Below are 21912 nucleotides of genomic sequence, written 5' to 3'. Positions count from 1 at the left end.
TCAAGCGAGACGCTGAGCCTGATACTGGCCGGTTTTGCGATAGCGGTAGAGATAGGACGGAACGACCGACTCGATCGCCGTCGGCGCGACGCCCAGTCCCTCGAGCGTGAGACCGGTCGATTTCGCCTCGGCCGAGACGACATTGTCGCGCCGCAGCAGCTCGACCTGATCGGTCGTCATCGAGAGCAGCTTCGGAAACAGGCCGAACGACAGCTTGGCGAAGAGCTGGGTGAGCGCCGCGATTTTCTTGCCGGTCTCGAAGGAGAAGGGCAGGATGCGGCGGTCGCGCTCGGTCACCTCGAGCACATATTGGACGAGCTCGCGGAAGCTCTTCACTTCCGGACCGCCGAGCTCGTAGGTCGCCCCGGCGGCGGCCTGTCCGTCGACCGCCAGCGCCACGGCGCGCGCCACATCGCCGACATAGACGGGCTGGAAACGCGTCGCCTCGCCGACCACGGGAATGACCGGAAAATAGCGCGCCATGGTCGCGAAGCGATTGAAGAAATCATCCTCGGGACCGAACACGACCGACGGCCGCAGGATCACCGCGGCGGGAAAGGCCTCGCGCGTGGCGGCCTCGCCCGCGGCCTTGGTGCGGGCGTAGACGGAGGGCGAATCGGCGTCCGCGCCGAGCGCCGAGATCTGGACGAAATGAGTGGCGCCCGCAGCCACCGCGGCTTCGGCGACCGCCTTGGCGCCCTCCGCGTGAAGGGCGGAGAAGCTCTGCTTGCCGCCCTCGGCGAGAATGCCGACCAGATTGACGACCGCCTCGGCGCCCTTCGCCGCGGCGGCAACCGACGCCTTGTTGCGCAGATTGGCCTGAACCGGGAAAATCTGCCCGACCTTGCCCAGCGGCTGCAGGTGGAAGGCGAGATCCGGCCGGCGGCAGGCGACGCGAATGCGCCAGCCGTCGCGGGCGAGCGCGCCCACGACATGGCGGCCGATGAAGCCGGACCCGCCGAACACCGTCACGAGCCGACCCGGCTCCAACACCTCTGCGCTCATTGCTGAAGGCCCCTTGCCGATGGCGTCCGGCTCCTCGCCGGCGCATCTTCGAAAACCCATTGTTTCGAGCCGACGCCATAACGCGAATTCCGTGGAAATGGAATGGCGCGCGGGAACGTCGAATGGCGCCCTTCCTCAGCCGAGCGCCACCTCCTCGCCGAACAGGCGGCGATATTCGCCGAGCGCATAGCGGTCGGTCATGCCGGCGATGTAGTCGGCGACGCGCCGCGCCCGCTCCACCCCTTCGGCGGCTCGCGCCAGCTCGGCCCATTCGGCCGGCATCCGCCCCGGATCGTCGAGATAGACCGGGAAGAGCCGCGAGATCACCTGCTCGGCCCGTTCCCAGACGCATTTCACCTTCTCGTGCCGATACATGCGCGGGAACAGAAACGCCTTGATGGAGCGGTCGGCCTCGGCCATGGGCGGCGAGAAGGTCACGACCGCGACGCCCGCGCGGCGCACCTCGTCGGCGCTCTGCGGCGCCGTCAGCGCCAGGCGCTTCTTCGACTGCACGATCACATCCTCGACGAAGCGGGTGATGACGCGCCGCACCAGCTCGTGAATGATTCGCGGCCGCTCGATCGCTCCATAGACCGCGGCGATCTCCTCCAGCATGACGCCGATGAAGGGCGCCTGCGCGATGTCGTCCAGCGAGAACAGGCCGGCGCGCAGCCCATCGTCCATGTCATGGGCGTCATAGGCGATGTCGTCGGCGATCGCCGCCGCCTGCGCCTCGGCGCTCGAGAAGGTGTCGAGCTCCAGCGGAAACTGCGCGTCGAACTCCTTCACATAAGCCGGCAGGATCCGCGTCGCCTTCGGCCCGACGAGCGGTCCGTTGTGTTTGACGATGCCTTCCAGCGTCTCGAAGGTGAGGTCGATCCCGTCGTAGCGGGCGTAGCGGCGCTCCAGCAGAGTGACGACGCGAAGGGCCTGGGCGTTGTGGTCGAAGCCGCCGTGATCGGCCATGCAGCGCTGCAGCGCGCGCTCGCCGGCGTGGCCGAAGGGGGGATGGCCGAGGTCGTGCGCGAGCGCCACCGCCTCGGCCAGATCCTCGTCCAGCGCCAAGGCCCGCGCCAGCGCCCGCGCGATCTGCCCGACCTCGATCGTATGCGTGAGCCGCGTGCGAAAATGGTCGCCGTCGAGCGGCACGAAGACCTGAGTCTTGTGCGCGAGGCGGCGGAAGGCGGTCGAATGGATGATACGGTCACGGTCGCGCTGGAATTCGGTGCGCGTCGGCGAGGCGTGCTCGGGAACGAGCCGCCCGCGCGATTTCCCCGGATCGCAGGCGTAGACGGCGCGACGGGCGGCGGGGAGGTCCAAGGTCGCCAAACGGCTCCTCCTGTCATTGCAAGGTCACGCGGGCGGCCATATGTTGCCGCGAGGAATATCTCGGCCCGGCGGCGGCGCGCAAGGGATCGGCGAACAAAACGCTCGCCGGCCGGGATCGACGAGGGCCGCACGCGACGCCCGGAACGAAAGGCGGAAGAAGGACATGGATCTTGCGCAGACGGTCACGAGGCCGGAACTGACCGAGCGGGCGGCCAAGCGCATCATCGCCCTGCTGGCCGACGCGGCGAAGGGTGCGGCGCTGCGCGTCGGCGTCGGCGGGGGCGGCTGCTCCGGCTTCCAATACACCTATTCGGTCGAGACTGCGCCCGCCGACGAGGATGTGACGATCGAGCGCGACGGCGCCAGGATCGTCGTCGATCCGGCGTCGCTCGCCTATCTCGCGGGCGCGCGGATCGACTATGTGGAGGATTTGATGGGTCAGTCCTTCCGGATCGACAATCCCAACGCCGCCTCCTCCTGCGGCTGCGGCGCGAGCTTCTCGGTCTAGAGCGCCGCCGGCGCCATTCCCCAATTCCGGAGTTTCGTTTGGACGCGCTCTTCATCGGCCATTCCTATATCGATGTGACCATGCGCACCGATGTCGTGCCGCATGGCGACCAGAAATCGGTCGCCCAGGATTACGCCGTGTCATTCGGCGGCAATGCGGTGACGGCCGGCTTCGCCTGCGCCAAGCTCATCGGCAAGGGCGTCGATCTCGTCACCTCGCTCGCGCCGGACTGGCTCGGCCACATGTTCATGGACATGGCGGCGAGCTACGGCATTCGCGTGCATCCGCGCCGGGTGCGGCGCTCGTCGCTCTCCTTCGTGCTGCCCAATGACGGCAAGCGCGCCATTCTCCGCGCGCGCGACGCCGATTTCCTCGAGGATTTCCCGCGCGTCGACCCGAGCGGCCTGCGCGTGCTGCATGTCGACGGCCATATGAGCGACGCCGCGATCCACTATGCGCGCGCCTGCCGCGAGAGCGGCGCGCTGGTCTCGCTCGACGGCGGCGCGCTGCGGCCGGGCATTCTGGAGCTGCTCGACTATGTCGACGTGGCCGTCGTCGCCGAGCGCCTGTGCGAGCAGATGTCGTTCTCGGAGACGGAGATGCTCGCCTTCCTGCGCGAGAAAGGGTGCCGCATCGGCGGCGTCACGACCGGCGAGCACGGCATGTTGTGGTTCGACGAAACCGGCGAGATTTCGCGGCTCGCCGCGCTGCCCGTGCCGAAGGAGAAGATCGTCGATACCTCCGGGGCGGGCGACGTGTTCCACGGCGCCTATGTCGCCTCCTTCGTCGAGCGGCCGGAGGCGTCCTGGCGCGAGCATTTCCGTTTCGCCCGCGCCGCCTCGGCCTTCAAGATCCAGCATCTCGGCAATGAGGCCGGCCTGCCGTCGCAAAACGACATCACGGCCACGCTCGCCGCTTTTCCGCCGACGGATTAGCTTTCGTGCGCCGTCCCCGGCGCCGAGCAGAAACCTGTTCTTGGCATTCCCGCCGTCCTTGCTATGCTCGTCTCGACCATATTTCTAGCGACGAGCGGACCGGCGGCTCGCCCTTGTCGACGGCGGCCGGGCGGGAGGAGCGTTGAGAAAACCGGAATATTGGAGCGGAGCGGACGGCGGGCCGCGGCGGCTCGATCGTTTCGCCTCGACGCGCGGCGCGCGTCCGCCGGCTTCTCTCCGCGAGGAGGCCGATCGGCCGGCGGCCGGACCTTGCGCTGCGCAGGGCCGTGAGCCCGTCTACGCCGCTCTCGACCTCGGGACCAATAATTGCCGGCTGTTGATCGCCCGCCGCGACCACCGTGCGCGGCGCAAGTCCGACATGCTGCGCGTCGTCGACGCTTTCTCGCGCATCGTGCGGCTCGGCGAAGGCATGGGCCACGCCCGCCGCATCAGCGAGGAGGCGATCGAGCGCACGCTCTCGGCGCTCGACGTCTGCAGCGAGAAGATGAACGCGCGCGGCGTCACAAGGGCGCGGCTCGTCGCCACACAGGCGTGCCGCGCGGCGGAAAACGGCGAGGAGTTCGTGCGGCGGGTCTATGAGCGCACCGGCCTGAGGCTCGAGATCATCGATCGCGAGACCGAAGCGCGCTTCGCCGCGCGGGGCTGCGGCTCTCTGGCCGATCCGCAGGCCGAGAGCGTTCTCTTGTTCGACATCGGCGGCGGCTCCACCGAGCTCGTCTGGCTGGCGCAAGAGGCGTCGGTGACGAGCGCTTTCGAGCTGCGCCATTGGACCTCGCTCGAGCTCGGCGTCGTCTCGCTCGCCGAGCGTTACGGCGGCCGCAGCGTCAGCGAGGCGACCTTCGCGACGATGACGGCCCACGCCTTCGACGCATTGGCGCCCTTCGCCGCGCTCACCGCTTCGGAGCGCCGCTGCCGGCGCTTTCATCTGCTTGGCACGTCCGGCACGGTGACGACCCTCGCCGGCGTGCATCTCGGCCTCGAGCGCTACGACCGCTGGCGCGTCGACGGTCTGTGGCTCTCCGACACGGATGCGACGCGGGCGATCGAGCGGCTGCGCGCCATGGATTTCGACGAGCGCGCGGCCAATGGCTGCATCGGCCCGCAGCGCGCCGATCTGGTGCTCGCCGGCTGCGCCATCTTCGAGGCGATCCGCGGCATCTTCCCCGCCGCGCGCACGCGCATCGCCGACCGCGGCCTGCGCGAGGGCATGCTGCTCGAGCTGATGGAGGAGGACGGGGCCTTCTCGTTCCGCCGCTGAAACGTCCCGCGCCCTGCCATGAGGGTAGATCGGAACCCGGGATGCGTTCGGCGTCGACGCCGAGCCTGACGTCTCATAGAGCGCATAAAAAAAGCGCTCCCGCAGATGCGGGAGCGCCTCGTCCGAAGTCCGTACCGGCCGGACCGCTTCAGTAGTTCCACTGAAGCTGCATTCGCAAGAGATCGGCGTGGAACTGCCTGTATGGCGCCGCCAGGACATTCGTGCGATCCGTCTTGGTGTAGATCGCCGTGAGCTCGAGCTCGGGAACCGGCTGCCATTCGACGCCGAAGTCCCACTCGTAGAGCCGCGCGAGCGGCGCATTGTTCTCGAACTTCTGGCCGCCCTTGAAATACTGATATTTCACGAAGGGGAACCAGGTTCCGGTGCCGAGCCCCGTGTCGACGTATTTGTAGGTCGCCTGCACATATCCGCCGTTCAGCGAGCCGGAGGAGATCACCGTCTGCGTCGGATCGAGGCCCGGGCCGCGGCCCCAGTTCCATTCGGCCTGCAGACCGAAAGGCTGCGGATAGAGAACGCCCGACACCGCGACGCGCTCGTCTCTCACGCCCTGTCCGCCGTTCACGGCCTGAGCGACCCACGGGTTCGAGGAGGGATATGTGCCGAGGGTGAAATTGCCGGGGCCATAGCCGGGCGCGTTCACGAGCGGAATGCCGGCGGCGGGAGCGTCCGGCGGGCGATAGCCGGCCTGGAAAGAGGCGCCGAACAAGGACGGCGTGATGGCCGTGGTGAAGGGAACGAAACGGCCGGTGTAGCCCTGCACGCTCACTTCGACGATCTGTCCATTCTCGAAGACGTAAGGATAGGTCGCGCGTGCGACGAGATGCAGGTTCCGGTTCAGCTCGACGCGATTGGCGCCCTGACCGTTGTAGACGCCGAACGCCAGCATGCCGTAATCGCCGCTGCCCTTCAGATTGTTGCGCACGAGGTCCCGGAACAGCGGCCGCAGCTCCTTGGGCGTGTAGTAGAAGAAGATGCCGAGATCGCGCTCGTCGCGGCAGCAGCTGTTGATCGCGTCGTTACGGTCGAGAGCGAGACGGTTCTGCGAGGATTGCATGTTCTCGAAGCCGAACGGAATCTTAGATTGGCCGACGCGGGCGCGGAACTCCTTGTCGTCATCGAAATAGATGTCCGCATAGGCGTCGCGCAGCTGCGCGAAATATCCGCCGCCGTTGTTCGCGTATGTGCCGAACAGGCCCGGATTATACGCGCCGTAGAGGCTGGTGTTGGCGATCGTCGGGCTCGCCGAGTAAGAGCTGTTCGGAGAACTCGCCAAATCCGGCTGGATGTAGATCGAGAGATGATCGGTGATGTCGCCGCTGAAGATGAGCCGCGCGCGACGGATGAGAAAATTGTTGCGCCGTCCGACGGACCGGTCGGCGGGATTGACGACGTCGTTATAGTACGGTCCGGCGTCCAGGACGTCATTCCAGCGCACCTGCGTGTAGCCGCGCAGGCTGATGCGCTCGTACCAATGCGACGGGGCGGGCGCCGATCCGCTTCCCGACGACGCGTGAGCCGACGCGGGTTGGCTCTTCGCCTGCTTCTCCTTGGCTTCCTGCCTCTCCTTCGCGGCCTGGGTCTCGAGCTTCAGCAGGCGCGCCTTGAGCGCTCTGATCTCGCTCGCCGTATCCGCGAGCGCGGTCGCAGGCAGAGCCGCGGACCCGAGCAGAGCGAGCAGCGCGGCGCCGCTCTTCAGCCGCGAGCGCATCGCGCCTCTCACCGTCGCCGACCCCTGGGTTCCACCATACCGGCGCGTCACATTTGTCATTGTCGGCCTCGATCCGTCTCAGTCGTTCGATGACAGCCGCGGCAGCGCTAGAGGTGGTTCGTGACACTATTGCTACAAACGGGAGCTCGGGCGTTTTTTGCAGCCGATTCCCCATGCGATGTGTCCCGGAGGTCACAAGCCGCGCCGTCTGTCGACGAAGCGCGCGCCCGCACTCGAACGTAATGGCGCTGTATTCCTTACTAATTCCATGGGTGACTTGAACTGCTCGACGGCGAGACGAGAACGGTCCTCGCCCGAGACCTCCGACGAACGAGTGACGGAGCCCGGCCCGGCGGAGCGCAAAACACAGGCTCTTCTTCGAAGGCGCGGCGCAGACCGCCATGAGGTGTGACAGAAATGTCACTCTGCGGCGCACACGTAGGAGATAGCAGACTCTGTCCTTGCCTTGGCCGTCGAGAGGTAAGAGAAATCTATTCCAGATAAGGACCATCGAGGTCATGGTCTGCCTCGCATGCGGACCGACGATCTTCGTGAGATCGACCAGCGATTTGGAAGGCGTCGGAGAGCCGACGCGTTTCGTGGCGCGCGCATGAGAGCGCGACACGTCGAAGGGGGATGAGATGAGAATTGACGAATTCGGCGCGACGGGCGCGTCGCGGTCGAGGCGGCCGACGGCAGGAGAATGGACCCGGGCGTTCGTTGCTCTGTGCGAACCCTCTCGGCCTCGGCGTGCGAGCCCGCGAGTCGCGCCGGGCGCCGACGCCGCGCCGATATCGTCAACGGTGAAAGCGCGAGTTCGCAAGACGCGGTTGGGGACGGCCGCGCTGCTGAGTTCGGTCGCGCTGTGGGCGAATGGATCCGCTTTCGCGGCTTCGGCCTCCGCCGTTCGCACCCCCGAGCCGGCGGTCGGCGCCGCGAAGGCCGCGTCGAAGACCGAAGAGAAGAAGTCGGAAAAACCGAAGAGCTATTACGTCAAGACGCGCGCCTATCGGCTCGATCCGGCCCCGGACGTGCCCGACTATGTCAGGGAGCTGGGCAAGACCTACAAGGAGTTCGAAGGGATCGACTGGCTCGATGTCGGTCTCGATGAGCGGGTTCGCTTCGAATATCGCAAGGACGACTATCGGCCGTGGACGACCACCGCTCCCGGCGTGCCGGCGTCTCAGCGACGCAATTTCCCCGACTCTCTGTGGCTCACCCGCACGCGCGCCTATCTCGGCGTCAAGAAAGTGCTCGATCCCCTGCGCTTCGCCGTCGAGTTCCAGGATTCACGCGCGAACAACAATTTTTACGAGCTGCAAGGCCAGGAAATCGATGAGAACGAGCTGATCCAGGCTTACGCCGAGCTCTATTTCAAGGATGCGCTCGGCAAGGACGATCTCGGAAACGATCGCCCGCTCACGCTCAAGGCGGGACGTTTCCATCTCGAGCTGCTCGACCGCCGGCTGATCGGCAACAACCAGTTCCGCAACACCACGAATAATTTCGAGGGCTTCCGGATCAAGCTCGGAAAGCGTGACAATGATTGGGATCTCGACACCTTCCTGATGCGGCCTGTCCGCCGCATCCCCTACGAATGGGACCGGCCGGAATGGGGCACATGGATCTACGGCGGCGTTCTCAGCATTCGCAATTGGTCGGAATATGCGACGATTCAGCCCTATTTCATCGGGCGCAAGCAATATGGGGACACATTGAACGAGTCCTCCGCGCTTCGGCTGCCGCGTGAAACCTACGCGCCGGGCTTGAGAGCCTATGGCGTGCTCGGCGATTTCGACTACGACATCGACATCAACAAGCAGCTCGGGGAGCGCGGAGAGCTCCGCAGCGGCGCCCTGACGAATGTGCGCCACGACGCCATCGCTTACGGGCTCGAAGGAGGCTACACCTTCTCCGAGCACCCGTGGAAGCCGCGCGTGAGCGTGGGCTACACCTATGGCTCGGGCGACAAGAGCCCGTACGACAACGCCAATCAGAACTTCGACATCTTCTACGGCTTCAACCAGCCGTTCTCGCGCAACGACTATTTCGCCTGGAACAACACCAAGAATCTCAAAGGCCGGATCGAGTTCGAGCCGATCAAGGACGTGAAGGTGGACACCGCCTTCAGCGCCTATTGGCTCGCGAGCGCGGCCGGCGCGTGGGAACGCGCCAATCTCGTCGCGCCGCTCGGCAACAGGGGCGACTATCTCGGCTCCGAGTTCGACATCCGCATCCGCTACAAGCTCAATCAGTTCATCGATTGGGAGTTGAGCTATGCCCGCTTCTGGCCGGGCGCGTTCACATCCAGCTTCGCGCCGCCGACCGCCTTCCAGACTTATTTCCCGCAGACCTTCACCGGACAGACCGGAACGACCAACGGGCTGACGGCGCGTCCGACCGATTTCATCTATATTCAGGTGACGGCGAACGCCTTCGGCGACGGAAAGCCGATCGAAGGAACCATCGCGTCGCAATTCGCCGGGCTCGGCGCGGCCGAGGCGCAAAAGAAAGCGGCCCCGCCGAGCTGGCGCGACGTCTATGCCGGCTTGAGCGGCGGCGCCGCCTGGTCCAGCCCGCAGGCGAGCATCGTCACCGCCCCGCTGAGCGCCGCCCCCGCCAGCGCTCCGGTCGCCGCCGCATCCGTCATCGCGGACCAGGGCAACAGCCTCTCGGGCTTCAAAGGCGGCGTCGAGATCGGCGCGAACTGGCGCTTCGACAACGGCTTCGTCGCCGGCGTGGAAGCCGATCTGCACGGCGCTTCGAACGCTCTGGATATGAAACGGCAGACGTCCACGGTCGCGGCGGGGGGGACCACCTTCGTCAATTTCGGGCAGCGCACGACGGTTCTCAACTACTTCGGGACCATCCGCGGCCGCGTCGGCTATCTCGTGACGCCGACGCTGCAGCTCTATGGCACGGGCGGCTTGGCCTATGGCGGCGTCATGACCTACGCTGCGCTCCTCACCCAGCCCATCGGCGTGGCGGGCCTCACCTCGGCCAGTCCGGCCTATCGCGACTCGCTCGTCGGCTGGGCGGCCGGCGGCGGCGTCGAATGGGCGCTCGATTCGAAGTGGAGCGTCAAGGTCGAGTATCTGCGCTATGATCTGGGGACGGCGTCGGCTACCGCCTATTCCTTGCAGCCCAACGGCTTGTTCCAATATTCGGCGACGACGCGCACCCGCTTCGACGGCAATGTGATCCAGGCGGGCGTCAACCGCCATTTCGATCTCGGCGCCATCCTCGGCAAGTAGAGGCGGGGAGTCGCTCGGACGGAGTCGCGGCCGTTTTGAAATCCAGCGGCGCCGGCGGGCGATCGTCGACGCCCTATATGCAACTGCGGCCGTCCCGACTGTCGGGGCGGCCGTCCTGTTTTTCCAGGCGCGGCGGTGGCTTTCGCGCTTTCCCTCTTGCCAAGCGCGGCGACCCTATTGAAAATTCCGTATGACCTCGATTATTTCGTCGGTGCGGCGCCTCGCGGCGCGCGCGAGACGCGGGATGAGAATGAACAAATTCGAGCGACATCCGCAGGCCGCGGCGGAGGCCGAGGTCGAGTATGGCGACGGCGAGTTCCGCGTGCGCCGGGCAGGGAATTTCGTGCGCTGCGCCGTCACCGGCGAGCCCATTCCGCTCGAGGATCTGCGCTATTGGAACGTCGACCTGCAGGAGGCCTACAGCAGTCCGCAGGCCAAGCTGGCGCGGCTCGGCGTCAAGCCGCGCGAAGGGTGAGCCGCACGCGGGCGAGCGCCTGCGCCAGCGCCGCGAGAACCGCCCCCTCTTCCTCGAAGCGAACAGCGATCGGCAATACCGAAGGGCCGGCCGGATAACGGGCCGCGTCCTTCTCCGTGGTGACGAGCTTCGCCCCGAGCGCGCGCGCCTCCCGCTCCAACGAGACGATCTCCCGCGGCCGATAGCGATGATGGTCGGGGAAAGCGCGCCGTCCGACGAGCCGCGCCCCCGTTTCCTCGAGAGTCGCGAAGAATTTCTCCGGGCGGGCGATCCCCGCGAAGGCCAGGACCGGCAATCCCGCCAAGCGGCCCGCCGCCTCGGCGTCCGGCCGAATCCGCGCGGGGAACACGGGCTTGCCGGACGCGCGGGCGAGATCGGCGATCTCGTCGCCGGCCTCGCCGGCGCCGAGGACGATCACGGCGTCGACCACGGCGAGTTGGCGGACGAGCGGCGCGCGCAGCGGCCCGGCGGGCGGGCACAGGCCATTGCCGGCCCCGTGAGCGGCGTCGACGACGGCGAAGGCGAGATCGGCGCCGAGCCGGCGGCTGTGTAGGCCGTCGTCCAGAACCAGCGCCGTCGCGCCGGCCGTCCGCGCGAGCCGCGCCGCGGCGAGGCGGTCGGCGCCGACGAAGGTCGGCGCGCGGCGCGCCAGGAGCAGCGCTTCGTCGCCCGCCTCCGCGGCCGTGTGGCGCGCCGGATCGACGCGGAACGGCGCGCCGCGCCGCGCTCCCCCGTACCCGCGCGTCAGAATGACCGGCGTTTCGCCGAGTTCGCGCAACAGCGTCGCGAGGGCGAGGGCGGTCGGCGTCTTGCCGTCTCCGCCCAGAGTGAGGCCGCCGACGATAATGACCGGCAGCTCGGCGTGCGGCGCCGGCCGCGCCAGTCGCGCTCCGGCCGCCGCGCCGTAAATCGCGCCGAGCGGGGCGAGCGCGCGGGCGAGCGGAGACGCGGGCGCCCGTCGCCAGAAGCCCGGCGCGCGGATCATCGCTGCTCCAGCGCCGATTGCGCGAGATAGGGCTCGATCGCCGCCATGATGCTCTGCGAAGCGCCGCCGAGGCGCGCGACGACCTCGGTCCCCGCCCGGCCCATCTTGCGCATGCGCGAGGGGTCGGCCAGCAGATAGTGCAGCGCGCGCGCGAGCGTCTCCGCGTCGGTCACCCGCGCCGCCGCGCGCGCCGTCGCGAGCTCGGCGTAGATGTCGGCGAAATTCTCCACATGCGGGCCATGCAGCACCGCGCAGCCGAGCTTGGCCGGCTCGATCGGGCTCTGTCCGCCCGCGGCGGTCAGCGATTTGCCCATGAACACGACGCCCGCCGTGCGCAGGAGAAGTCCCAATTCGCCGACCGTGTCCGCTACATAAATCTGTGTCGCGCGGCGCGGCTCGCCGTCCAGCGTGCGCTGCGCCGTGTCGAGCCCCTCGCCCCGCGCCAGGGCCGCGATCTCCCCGCCGCGCTCGGGGTGGCGCGGGGCGATGATGGTGAGGAGGCCGGGAATGTCGCGGGCGAGCGAAAGATGCGCCTCGATGGCGATCTTTTCCTCGCCCTCGTGGGTGGAGACGGCGACCCAGACCGCCCGCGCGCCGATCGCGCCGGTGAAGGCGGCGAGCTTGGCCGGGCCGGCAGGCGGCGGCGGCACGTCGAATTTGAGATTGCCGCAGACGCGCACCCGCGGCGCGCCGAGCCCGAGATAGCGCGCCGCGCTCTCGGCGTTCTGGGCGAGGCAGAGGTCGATCTTGCCGAGCAGCCGGTCCGGTCCGCCGGGCAGACGGCGCCAACGTTCCGCCGAGCGGCGGGAGATCGTGGCGTTGACGAGGATGAGCGGCAGCCGCCGCGCATGAATGGCGCGGATCATGTTCGGCCACAGCTCCGATTCGGCGAACAGCACGATGTCGGGCCGCCAATGGCCGAGGAAGCGCTCGATGAAGCGCGGCGCGTCGAGCGGAAGATATTGATGCGTCGCTCCGGCGGGCAGGCGCACCTTCACCACTTTGGCCGAGGTGACCGTGCCGGTGGTCACCAGCACGTCGACGCCCCGCTGGATGAAGCGGTCGACCAGCGGCAGCAGGGCGAGGCTCTCCCCGATGCTCGCGCCATGCAGCCAGACGAGCCGGCCCTCCGGACGCTCCGCGCTGGCGACGCCGACGCGCTCCTTCAGCCGGTCCGGGTCCTCCTTGCCACGCCGCGCCCGCCAGGCGAGCACGCCGCCGGCGAAGGGCGTCAGGCCGATAGTCAGCAATCTGTAGATCGTCAGCAACGGCATCGGCGTTCCGAGACAGGAAAGACAATCCGGCCGCGCCGCGGCGCGGCCGCGCTGGCGGGCGCCGTCCCCGACGAGCGGCGCGATCGGTCTTCAGGCCCGTTCGGCCTCTGGGTCGAGCAGTCCGTGCAGATGAACGACGAAATAGCGCATATGCGCATTGTCGACCGTCGCATGCGCCTTCGCCTTCCAGGCGGCGAGCGCGGAGTCGACGTCGGAGAAAATGCCGACGATGTCGAGCTTGGACGGATCGCGGAAGGCGACGCCATGCAGATCGGCGAGTTCGCCGCCGAATACGAGGTGGAGGGGCTGCGCCGGCGCAGCGCCGGCTTCGACTGCCGATTTGCTCATATTTCGCCTTTCGAAACGGCTCGCGCCAATGCGAGGCTCTCGGGAAAGATCGATTGCGGCGCGGCGACCAGCATGTCGCGCCGCAGCTCGGGACGATTGTAGCGCAAGGGCGCGCCCTCGAGCTCCGAAAGCACGCCGCCCGCCTCGGTGAGTATCACATCGGCGGCGGCGATGTCCCAGTCGCGCGAATCCTTCGATGCAATGGCGAGGTCGTTGCGGCCGGCGGCGATGTCGGCGAGGCGCAGGGCGAGAGAGGGCGTGCGCGTCTGCAGATCGAACTTGTGAGGGGAGCGCGCGAAATAGCCTGCGAGCCCGCGCGGCGCGACGATGCGCGCGCCCGCGAGCCCGGCGCGCTCCGAGACGCGGATCGGCTGGCCATTGAGCGACGCGCCGGAACCCGCCGCGGCGGCGAATGTGGCCTCCATCGCCGGGGCGTGAATGACGCCGAGGACCGGCCTTCCCTCCTCGATCAGCGCGATCGACACCGCCCAACGCGTGTCCCCGCGTGAGAATGCGAAGGTGCCGTCGATCGGATCGACGACGAAGATGCGCGAATGGGAAAGGCGCGCCTCGCTGTCCGCTGTCTCCTCCGACAGCCAGCCGGCCTCCGGGAACAGCGCCGGCGCGGCCTCGAACAGGAAGCGGTCGACGGCGAGATCGGCCTCGGTGACAGGTGAGCCGCCGTCCTTGAAGGAAATCGCCGCGCTCGTTTTCGCGCCGGGACGGAAATAGGCCAGCGCGATCTCGCCTGCCCGACGCGCAACGGCTTCGAGCAGCGGCAGCTTCGCCGCGAGGTCTGTTCGATTATCGGCCATTGCCCAGTGGTTATGCGAGGCGAGCCTGCCCCGCAAGGCGCCTTTTTGCGGCGAAATGTCGTCGATTTGATCGACCGCGTTTGCCGCGCGCTAACCCAATCTCGGCGATTTGATCAGAAAAGCAATAGTTTACGCCGGATTCACCAGCCTCGTTAGCAAGCTCTGGCCCGGCGATCGCGCAACATGCGTCCAACGAGACCCGAGCTTCACTTTCGGAGAGACGGCATGTTCGAGCACGGCAAAGCGGCGGAAGCCTTCCCGCAATTCGCGATCCAGCCCGACCGGCGGGCCGACGAGGGCGAGCGGCGCGTGCGAGTCGGCCGCCGCGACGTTCTCATTACGCGCCGCCTCGCCGGCGTCTCGATGATGATCAGCGTGCCGGTGCGCGCCTATCGCGGCGTCGCACTGGACGTCGAGCCGCGCGGCGACGGCGGCGCCTCCTATCGCCTGTCGCTCGCCCATCGCGATCCCGATCTCGACGTCGTGCTGGCGGAGACCGCCGACGGCGGCGCCGTCTCCGCCGACTGGAAATATTGGGCGGCCTGGCTCGACTTGCCGCGCCTCTCCTGCCGCGGCGGGGAGCTGGAGACGCTGGATCCGCGCATCGGCGAGGTCGCCTTCCGCGGCGCTCTGGAGCGCCGGCGCAATGTCTCGGTGCAGCAGCGCCGCTCGCGCTTTTCGACGCGCCGCAAGAGGGGCGAGCCGGCGCGCCTGAATGTCGTCCATGAGGACGAGCGCGAGATCATTTCTTACGAATAGCCGAGCCGCGGCTCGCACGTCATGTTCCCGGCGCCGATGCCGAGCGGCGCGCTGGGACATGATCGCCCGTGTCGAAGCTGCCGCCGCCTATGGCTGGGTCGCAGGATATTTCGACCGAGCGCTCGCGAAACGCCTCGAGCTCAACCTCGCCCGCGCCGTGGCGAGGGCGTAGCGTCTTGCGCGACGAACTCTCGCAGCTTCCGCTCGACCGCGGCGCGATCCTTCAGCTCGCATTCCCACACGACGAGCGCGCGCCAGCCGAGCGCCGCGAGATTTTCCCGATGGGCGGCGTCGCGCGCGCGGTTGCGGCCGATCTTGGCGCGCCAGTAATCGGCGTTCGCCTTCGGCATGCGCGCGCCGCGCGCGCAATCATGGCCGTGCCAGAAGCAGCCGTGCACGAATATGGCGAGCTTTTTCCCGACATAGGCGACATCGGGATTGCCGGGAATGTCTTTGCGATGCAGCCGGTAATACGGCGCGAAGCCGCGCAACAGGGCGCGCACCGCCCGTTCGGGGGCCGTATCGCGCGATTTGACTGCGCGCATCACCGCGGAGCGCCGGGCGGGGTCTTCCGTCTGCATCGACTCTCGTGAATAATCGAGCCGGAGCGCGAGGGGAATGCCGAACCACGTCTGCGATCTCGACGCCCTTCGCCGCGGCGACCTCGCCGGCGCGCGGACGCTGCGCCTGCCGGGCCTGACCGAACTGCCGCGCGAAATTTTCGGCCTCGCGGACACGCTCGAGTTCTTGGACATCAGCGGCGGCGCGCTCACAGAACTGCCGCACGACATGGGACGCCTGCGCCGCCTGCGCATTCTGTTCGCGTCGAACAATCGTTTCGAGCGGCTTCCGCCTTCGCTCGGCGATTGCGAGGGCCTGAGCCAGATCGGCCTTCGCGCCGCCCGACTTCGGGAGATTCCCGCCGAATCCCTGCCGCCCGCGCTGCGCTGGCTGACCCTCACGGACAATCGAATCGAGCGCCTCCCCGATTCGCTCGGCCAGAGGCCGCTGCTGCAGAAGCTGATGCTGGCCGGCAATCGGCTCTCCTCGCTTCCGCGGCGCCTCGCCGAGGCGCCCTCTCTCGAGCTGATTCGGCTCAGCGCCAATCGCTTCGAGGAGATTCCGGCCTGGCTCACGGATGTGCCGACGCTCGCCTGGATCTCCTGGAGCGGCAATCCGGCCGAGCGCGTCCTCCCCTTCGCGACCGCGGCGGCGGCGCGATGGTCGGATATCGCGACGGGCGAGCCTCTCGGCGGCGGCGCCTCGGGCGACGTCTTTCGCGCGCGCTGGCGCGCGGCGCATGTCCCCGAACCGTGGCCCGTCGCGGTAAAACTGTTCCGCGGCGCGATGACCAGCGACGGCGCGCCTGCGAGCGAGATGGCGGCGAGCCTCGCCGCCGGCGCGCATCCGCATCTCGTCTCGGCGCTCGGGCGCGTCGAGGGCCATCCCGAAGGCAGAGAGGGATTGTTGACGCCGCTGCTGCCCGACAGCTGGCGCGCGCTCGCCGGACCTCCGGATTTCTCGACGTGCAGCCGCGACGTCTATGAGGATGCGCTGCGCCTCGCCCCCACGGCGGCGCTGCGTCTCGCGCAATGCGTCGCGGCGGCGGCCGCGCATCTGCACGCGAGAGGCGTCATGCACGGCGATCTCTACGCGCATAATATCGTCTGGGATGGAACAGACGGCGAAGCGGCGCTCGCCGATTTCGGCGCCGCCTGCGCGCTGCCCGACGGCGCCGCGGGCGAACGCTGGACACGCGTCGAGGCGCGCGCCTTCGGGGTGCTGCTCGACGAATTGGCGGCGCGAAGCACGGCAGAACCGCTGCGCGAACTGGCCGGCGCCTGCCTTCAGCCGAATAGGGCGGCGCGCCCGTCGATGGCCGATGTGGCGGACGAGCTGAGCCGCCGGCTTTGACCGTAAACACACCCCATCATCCCGCGGGGCTTCTCGCCGGAGGCGAGAAGCCCCGCGGGCGGCGCGCCCTTCGAGACGCCCGCTTGCGCGGGCTCCTCAGGGCGCGGGAACTGGTTTCGCCGAAATGAAAAGCCCCATCCACCCCCTCATCCCGAGGCGCTTTTTGCCGAAGGCGAAAAGCCTCGAAGGATGCTCCAGGAGGCGATGCGGCGAGGAAGCGGCGGGCCTCGGCGCGAACGCCGAGGCCCGCGCGCTCATTGCGTCGCCACGGCCACGAAGGCGCCGCTGATCGCGGCGCCGTTGCCGCGCAGATTATTGTCGCTGTAGCTCTCCACCTGCGCGCCGCCGGCGCCCGACGCTCCGGTGGCGTTGCCGCTCGCGACCGAATGCGCGAGACGCAGGATCGAGCCCTTGTCCGCGGCGGCGTAGCCGAGGGATCTGTTGTTGCTCGACGTCGCGTCGCGCGCCGTGAGAACGGCGCCGCCGCTCGCCATGACGCCCACATCATTGCGCGAAGCGAAGCCGCCGACGAGGCTCACCACGCTCTTGCGCTGGGCGCGGACGCCGAAACCCTTGTTGTCGGAGAAGCGCGAGTTCCGGATGACTCCCTTCACGGCGCCGTCGCTCGGCGCGATGTCGACGCCCGCCGCGTTGTCGGAGCCTGCCGCATTGTCGAAGACGAAGAATGTCTTCGTGACCGGAACGACGAGATAGCCCGCGGTCGCGAAGCGGCGCGCGACGCAATCGGCGATGTGTAGAGAGCCGGCGCTCTTCAATCGCACGCCGCTCGCCGCGACGCCCGCGCCGTCGAGCGACAGGCCGCGCAACTGGACGACGTCGTTCGCCTCCGCGGCGACGGTGATCGCGTCGCCGCCGGCCGCCGGCTGCAGGATATCGGCGACGCCGGCGCTCTCATTGACGATGTTGATCGACTTCTTGATGACGAGCGGCTTGTAATTGCCGCCGTCGACGACGACCACCGTGCCGCCGGGCGCCGCTTTGTCATGGGAGGCCTGCAGCGTCAGGCAGGGCTTGTCGATCGTGTCGCAGGCGTTGGCGTCATTGCCCTTGCCGGAGACATAGATCACATCCGGCGCGGCGAGAGCCGGCGCCGCGACGAGAAGAGCCGCGGCGGCGGGGCCGACGTGAAGAAGACGGTGAAAAGCGCTGTGCGAAATCATGGCGAAATCCTTTCGATGTCTCGCGTCCTCGAGAGGCGCCGTCACTGATTGGGAACGATGGTGAGCGCGCCGCCCGCGACCGCGGCGCCGTTGCCGCGCAGGTCATTGTCGCGATAGCTCTCGACGACCGCCGGCCCGGCGCCGATCTGCACGCCCACGGCGTTGTCGGTCGCGACCAAATGTGCGAGGCGCACGCGCGCCCGCCCGCCGATGGCGGCGATCCCCGCGCCCGAGGCGCAGGCGGCATTGCTGCTGGAGACGATCTCGCGCAGCGTCACGTCGGCGAGCTGGCGGGCCGAGCCGTTCACCAGCACGCCGTAGCAATTGCCCGTGAAGACGCTGTCGCTGACCTCGACCCGCACCGGCCCCTTGGCCACATTGCTGTCGACCTGCAATCCCCAGCTCATATTGTGCGAGAGAACGACATTCTTGATGACGCCGTTGACGCCGCCCGTCGTCGGATCGACGACGATCGCCGAATCGGCCTCCGTGACGGTGGCGTCGGAGATGGAGAAGTCGACCGCGTCGGCGACGATGCCGAAGAGCAGCTTGCGCAAGCGCACGCCCGTTATGCTGGCGGAACGGGCCGAGGTCAGCACGATGCCGGCGCCGCCGCCCTGACCCGTGCTCGCGCCGACGATCGTCAACCCGCGCAGAACGACGACGTCGGACGGGCCGGCGCCGACATAGATCGCGGTCTGATTGGGCTTCATGCTCAGCACGCCGGCGGCGCCGACGCCGTCGTTCACGATGCTGATCGACTTGCCGATGTTGACCGGCCCGTAATCGCCCGGATCGAGCACCTGCACCTGGCCGCCGGCGGCGATCTGGTCATGGGCGAATTGGAAGCTGCGGCAGGGCGAGGCCAGCGCGCCGCATCCGGCTGCGTCCACGCCGTTGCGCGTGGAGACGAAGATGCGATCCGCCGCCTGCGCCTGGATGGCTCCGAGCGCCGTCGCGGCGATCGTCGAGAGCAACAAAATTCGTGTCATGTGAGTCTCCGAAATCAAACGTTTCGACAGCCCTCACGTTAGCCGCGGCGTCATCGCCGCGATGTGAGCGAACGCACGCCGTGCTCGTGCGGCGCGCCTGCCGGCTCTCGGCGGCGGCGGGCGAGCGGCGTCGGCCGCCCATTTCCCGATCCTGCGGCCATGGTGTAAACTGCCGCGCGGGGAGAGACATGACCATGGCCGAGATCGACGGGGGCGCAGCGCCCGGCATCGAAACGCAGATCCTCGTCGCCGGCGCCGGCTCGACGGGCCTCGCCGCCGCGCTCGCCTTCGCCCGCGCGGGGTGGCGGGTGACGCTCGCCGGACGCCTGCCGACGCCTCTGCCCGGCCGCACCGTCGCTCTATTCGAAGCCTCTGTCCGCTTCCTCGATTCGATCGGGGCGCTCGAGGCGGTCGCGGCCGTCGCCTGCCCGATCGAGACCATTCACATGGTCGACGACACCGATCAGCTGCTGCCGGTGCCCGATCTCGTGATGCGCGCCGTGGAGATCGATCTTCCCGCCTTCGGCCTCAATGTCTCCAATGACGAACTCACCGCGATTCTGCTCGATCGCGCCCGCGCGGAAAAAAGCTTCGAGATCGTCGAGGCGGAGATCGTCGATTATGATTTCGAGGGCGACGTCGTCGTCGCCGCGCTCGCCGACGGGCGCCGCATCGAGGCGCAATTCGTCGTCGCCGCCGACGGGCGCTCGAGCCGCGCGCGCAACGCCGCGGGAATCGACACCAAGGAATGGACCTATCCGCAGGTCGCGCTCACCGCTCTGCTGCGCCATGAGCTGCCGCACGACAATGTCTCGACCGAATATCACACGCGCTCCGGCCCCTTCACGCTGGTGCCGCTGCCCGCGCGCGGCGAGGCGCAGAACCGCTCCAGTCTCGTCTGGCTGATGAGCCCGCGCGACGCCCGCCGCCGTCTCGCCAAGCCGCGCGCGGAGCTGGAATACGAGATCGAGGATTATGCTCACGGCAAGCTCGGCGAGATGACGATCGAGAGCGACGTCGGCGAGTTCCGCATGGGTGGAATGCAGGCGTCGCGCCTCACCGCCGGACGCCTCGCGCTCGTCGGCGAGACCTGCCATGTGTTTCCGCCGATCGGCGCGCAGGGGCTCAATCTGAGCTTGCGCGATGTCGCCGATCTCGAGGATTGCCTCGCCAGCGTCGATCTGCGCAACGAGCGCGAGCTCGCGCGTGCGCTGGCGCGCTACGAACTTCAGCGGCGCGCCGACATCGGCTTCCGCACCCATGGCGTCGATTTGCTCAACCGCTCGCTGATCATTCCCTATCTGCCGATCGACCTCATCCGCGGCGCCGGCTTCGTGGCGATGACGGCGCTCGGGCCTTTGCGCCGCGCGGTGATGCGCGAAGGGGTGATGCCGCATCTCGCGCGCCCGCGCCTGATGCGCGGCGAGGAGCCGCGAGAGCCGCGCATGCGCGGCAAGCGGACGCGCCCCGGCGCGGAGCTCGTCGGCGCCGCGCGCGAAGCGCTCGCCCTGCTGCGCCCGGGACGGCGCGGCGCGGCGCGCTGAGAGGTTCGCGCGTCTCCTTCTCCCACCTGTGAGAGAAGGCGGTCCTCGCGAAACGAGGGTCGGATGAGGGCCCCTGCGGTTCGCGGCGCTCTCAAAGTTCTCAGAGATCTTTTGCGGCGGGTCGGACCCTCCGACCCGGCTGCGCCGGGCCTTATTTTGAGAGGAGACCGGGCGCGCTCTTGATCCGCCCATCAGCTCGGCGCGCGGCGGCCGGCCTCGGCTCAGAACATCGGCTCTATGCCGCCTGTCGCGAGAAAATGCTCGAGCCAATGGATGTCGTAGACGCCGTTCTGCACGTCGGCGTTGCGCACCAGCGTGCGGAACAGCGGCAGCGTGGTGTCGATGCCGTCGACGATGAATTCGTCGAGGGCGCGACGCAGACGCATCAGCGCTTCGGTGCGGTTGCGGCCGTGCACGATGAGCTTGCCGATCAGCGAGTCATAATTCGGCGGGATCGTGTAGCCTTGATAGGCTGACGAATCGACCCGCACGCCGACTCCGCCCGGCGGATGATAATAGGCGATGCGCCCGGGCGAGGGCCGAAAGCTCGACGGATGCTCGGCGTTGACGCGGCATTCGATCGCATGGCCCCAGAACCAGATATCCTCCTGGCGCATCGACAGAGGCGAGCCGGCCGCCACGCGAATCTGCTCGCTGACGAGGTCGACGCCGGTCACCGCCTCGGTCACCGGATGCTCGACCTGGATGCGCGTGTTCATCTCGATGAAGTAGAACGCGCCGTTCTCGTAGAGGAACTCGATCGTGCCGGCGCCGGCGTATTTCAATTCGCGCATCGCGCCCGCGCAAATCTCGCCGATCTCGGCGCGCTGCTCGTCGTTGAGCGCCGGCGACGGGCTCTCCTCCCACACTTTCTGATGGCGGCGCTGCAATGAACAGTCGCGCTCGCCGAAGTGCACGGCGGCGCCCTTGCCGTCGCCGAATATCTGGATCTCGATATGGCGCGGCTTCTCGAGATATTTCTCGAGATAGACCGTGTCGTCGCCGAAGGCGGCTTTCGCCTCCACGCGCGCCGTCGAGATGGCGACGTGCAGCTCGGCCTCGTTGCGCGCCACTTTCATGCCGCGCCCGCCGCCGCCCGAGGCCGCCTTCACGAGCACCGGAAAGCCGATCTCCGCGGCGCTGCGCGCGCCCTGCTTCTCGTCGGTGATGGGCCCGTCAGAACCCGGCACGCAGGGAATGCCGAGACGCTTGGCCGTCGCCTTGGCCTCGATCTTGTCGCCCATCAGGCGGATGTGCTCGGCCTTGGGGCCGATGAAGGTCAGGCCGTGCTCGGCGACGATCTCGGCGAAGCGGGCGTTCTCCGACAGGAAGCCGTAGCCCGGATGCACTGCGTCCGCGCCGGTGATCTCGCAGGCGGAGAGGAGCGACGGAATATTGAGATAGGAGTCGCGCGCCGCCGGCGGCCCGATGCAGACGGATTCGTCGGCGAGCTTCACATGCATGGCGTCGGCGTCCGCCGTCGAATGCACGGCGACCGTGGCGATGCCGAGCTCCTTGGCGGCGCGCAGGATGCGAAGCGCGATCTCGCCGCGATTGGCGATGAGAATCTTGTCGAACATCGGAGC

Annotated in this window: 19 protein-coding genes; 8 read left to right on the top strand and 11 right to left on the bottom strand. The window is 68.1% G+C overall.

Annotated elements, in window-relative coordinates; genetic code table 11:
- Both AC6IW9_RS01660 and AC6IW9_RS01655 read right to left on the bottom strand, forming a co-directional pair.
- Positions 1 to 1005, bottom strand: coding sequence for a complex I NDUFA9 subunit family protein (locus tag AC6IW9_RS01660; protein WP_497768363.1), 1005 nt, complete (start codon positions 1003 to 1005; stop codon positions 1 to 3).
- Positions 1006 to 1140: 135 nt separating this feature from the next.
- On the bottom strand, positions 1141 to 2334 hold the full coding sequence (locus AC6IW9_RS01655) for a deoxyguanosinetriphosphate triphosphohydrolase (RefSeq protein WP_497768360.1): 1194 nt from the start codon (positions 2332 to 2334) through the stop codon (positions 1141 to 1143).
- Positions 2335 to 2497: 163 nt separating this feature from the next.
- Between AC6IW9_RS01655 and erpA the strand changes: the two genes are divergently transcribed.
- The 3 genes from erpA to AC6IW9_RS01640 all read left to right on the top strand — a co-directional run bounded on the left by erpA (position 2498) and on the right by AC6IW9_RS01640 (position 5056).
- Positions 2498 to 2842 carry an iron-sulfur cluster insertion protein ErpA gene (erpA, locus tag AC6IW9_RS01650; protein ID WP_497768357.1) on the top strand — a complete coding sequence of 115 codons (345 nt, stop codon included), beginning with the start codon at positions 2498 to 2500 and terminating at the stop codon, positions 2840 to 2842.
- 38 nt (positions 2843 to 2880) lie between these two features.
- A complete protein-coding gene (locus tag AC6IW9_RS01645) occupies positions 2881 to 3777 on the top strand; it encodes a sugar kinase (protein ID WP_497768354.1) in 897 nt (298 codons plus the stop codon).
- 142 nt (positions 3778 to 3919) lie between these two features.
- Complete coding sequence (locus AC6IW9_RS01640; RefSeq protein WP_497768351.1) at positions 3920 to 5056, top strand: Ppx/GppA phosphatase family protein; 1137 nt, start codon at positions 3920 to 3922, stop codon at positions 5054 to 5056.
- A gap of 148 nt (positions 5057 to 5204) precedes the next feature.
- Here AC6IW9_RS01640 and AC6IW9_RS01635 read toward each other — a convergent pair whose 3' ends face one another.
- Positions 5205 to 6845 carry a porin gene (locus AC6IW9_RS01635; protein WP_497768348.1) on the bottom strand — a complete coding sequence of 547 codons (1641 nt, stop codon included), beginning with the start codon at positions 6843 to 6845 and terminating at the stop codon, positions 5205 to 5207.
- Between the two features lie 743 nt (positions 6846 to 7588).
- Here AC6IW9_RS01635 and AC6IW9_RS01630 point away from each other — a divergent pair.
- On the top strand, positions 7589 to 10039 hold the full coding sequence (locus AC6IW9_RS01630; protein WP_497768345.1) for an alginate export family protein: 2451 nt from the start codon (positions 7589 to 7591) through the stop codon (positions 10037 to 10039).
- Positions 10040 to 10289: 250 nt separating this feature from the next.
- Positions 10290 to 10514 carry a DUF2093 domain-containing protein gene (locus AC6IW9_RS01625; RefSeq protein ID WP_497768342.1) on the top strand — a complete coding sequence of 75 codons (225 nt, stop codon included), beginning with the start codon at positions 10290 to 10292 and terminating at the stop codon, positions 10512 to 10514.
- Here the strand turns inward: AC6IW9_RS01625 and lpxK are convergent.
- The 4 genes from lpxK to AC6IW9_RS01605 form a co-directional block, all read right to left on the bottom strand.
- Positions 10495 to 11496, bottom strand: coding sequence for a tetraacyldisaccharide 4'-kinase (gene lpxK, locus AC6IW9_RS01620; RefSeq protein WP_497772376.1), 1002 nt, complete (start codon positions 11494 to 11496; stop codon positions 10495 to 10497). The genes AC6IW9_RS01625 and lpxK overlap by 20 nt on opposite strands.
- The gene (locus AC6IW9_RS01615) at positions 11496 to 12773 is read right to left on the bottom strand and encodes a 3-deoxy-D-manno-octulosonic acid transferase (RefSeq protein ID WP_497768339.1); all 1278 of its coding nucleotides are present in this window, start codon (positions 12771 to 12773) and stop codon (positions 11496 to 11498) included. The genes lpxK and AC6IW9_RS01615 overlap by 1 nt, the downstream gene beginning before the upstream one ends.
- A 90-nt stretch (positions 12774 to 12863) precedes the next feature.
- Positions 12864 to 13121: a DUF4170 domain-containing protein gene (locus AC6IW9_RS01610; RefSeq protein WP_497768336.1), complete on the bottom strand. Its 258-nt coding sequence runs from the start codon at positions 13119 to 13121 to the stop codon at positions 12864 to 12866.
- The gene (locus tag AC6IW9_RS01605) at positions 13118 to 13936 is read right to left on the bottom strand and encodes a 3'(2'),5'-bisphosphate nucleotidase CysQ (protein ID WP_497768333.1); all 819 of its coding nucleotides are present in this window, start codon (positions 13934 to 13936) and stop codon (positions 13118 to 13120) included. Before AC6IW9_RS01605 ends, AC6IW9_RS01610 begins: the two co-directional genes overlap by 4 nt.
- 225 nt (positions 13937 to 14161) lie before the next feature.
- Between AC6IW9_RS01605 and AC6IW9_RS01600 the strand changes: the two genes are divergently transcribed.
- Positions 14162 to 14695 carry a DUF6101 family protein gene (locus tag AC6IW9_RS01600; protein WP_497768330.1) on the top strand — a complete coding sequence of 178 codons (534 nt, stop codon included), beginning with the start codon at positions 14162 to 14164 and terminating at the stop codon, positions 14693 to 14695.
- Between the two features lie 140 nt (positions 14696 to 14835).
- Here AC6IW9_RS01600 and AC6IW9_RS01595 read toward each other — a convergent pair whose 3' ends face one another.
- Positions 14836 to 15276 carry a very short patch repair endonuclease gene (locus AC6IW9_RS01595; protein WP_497768327.1) on the bottom strand — a complete coding sequence of 147 codons (441 nt, stop codon included), beginning with the start codon at positions 15274 to 15276 and terminating at the stop codon, positions 14836 to 14838.
- Between the two features lie 37 nt (positions 15277 to 15313).
- Here AC6IW9_RS01595 and AC6IW9_RS01590 point away from each other — a divergent pair, with 37 nt between their 5' ends.
- Positions 15314 to 16609, top strand: coding sequence for a leucine-rich repeat-containing protein kinase family protein (locus AC6IW9_RS01590; RefSeq protein ID WP_497768323.1), 1296 nt, complete (start codon positions 15314 to 15316; stop codon positions 16607 to 16609).
- A gap of 254 nt (positions 16610 to 16863) precedes the next feature.
- Here AC6IW9_RS01590 and AC6IW9_RS01585 read toward each other — a convergent pair whose 3' ends face one another.
- A complete protein-coding gene (locus tag AC6IW9_RS01585; protein WP_497768320.1) occupies positions 16864 to 17790 on the bottom strand; it encodes a right-handed parallel beta-helix repeat-containing protein in 927 nt (308 codons plus the stop codon).
- 41 nt (positions 17791 to 17831) lie between these two features.
- Entirely contained in the window at positions 17832 to 18782 is a 951-nt protein-coding gene (locus AC6IW9_RS01580; protein ID WP_497768317.1) for a right-handed parallel beta-helix repeat-containing protein, read from the bottom strand.
- A 194-nt stretch (positions 18783 to 18976) separates the two neighbouring features.
- Here AC6IW9_RS01580 and AC6IW9_RS01575 point away from each other — a divergent pair, with 194 nt between their 5' ends.
- Positions 18977 to 20326, top strand: a complete 1350-nt coding sequence (locus AC6IW9_RS01575) for an FAD-dependent monooxygenase (protein WP_497768314.1) — start codon at positions 18977 to 18979, stop codon at positions 20324 to 20326.
- A gap of 221 nt (positions 20327 to 20547) precedes the next feature.
- Here AC6IW9_RS01575 and accC read toward each other — a convergent pair whose 3' ends face one another.
- Positions 20548 to 21906 carry an acetyl-CoA carboxylase biotin carboxylase subunit gene (gene accC / locus AC6IW9_RS01570; RefSeq protein ID WP_497768309.1) on the bottom strand — a complete coding sequence of 453 codons (1359 nt, stop codon included), beginning with the start codon at positions 21904 to 21906 and terminating at the stop codon, positions 20548 to 20550.
- Positions 21907 to 21912 lie beyond the last annotated feature (6 nt).

This window comes from Methylosinus sp. shoA (assembly GCF_059718125.1).
The sequence above is the reverse complement of the archived record's forward strand: the minus strand, read 5'-3'. Positions and strand labels throughout refer to the sequence as shown.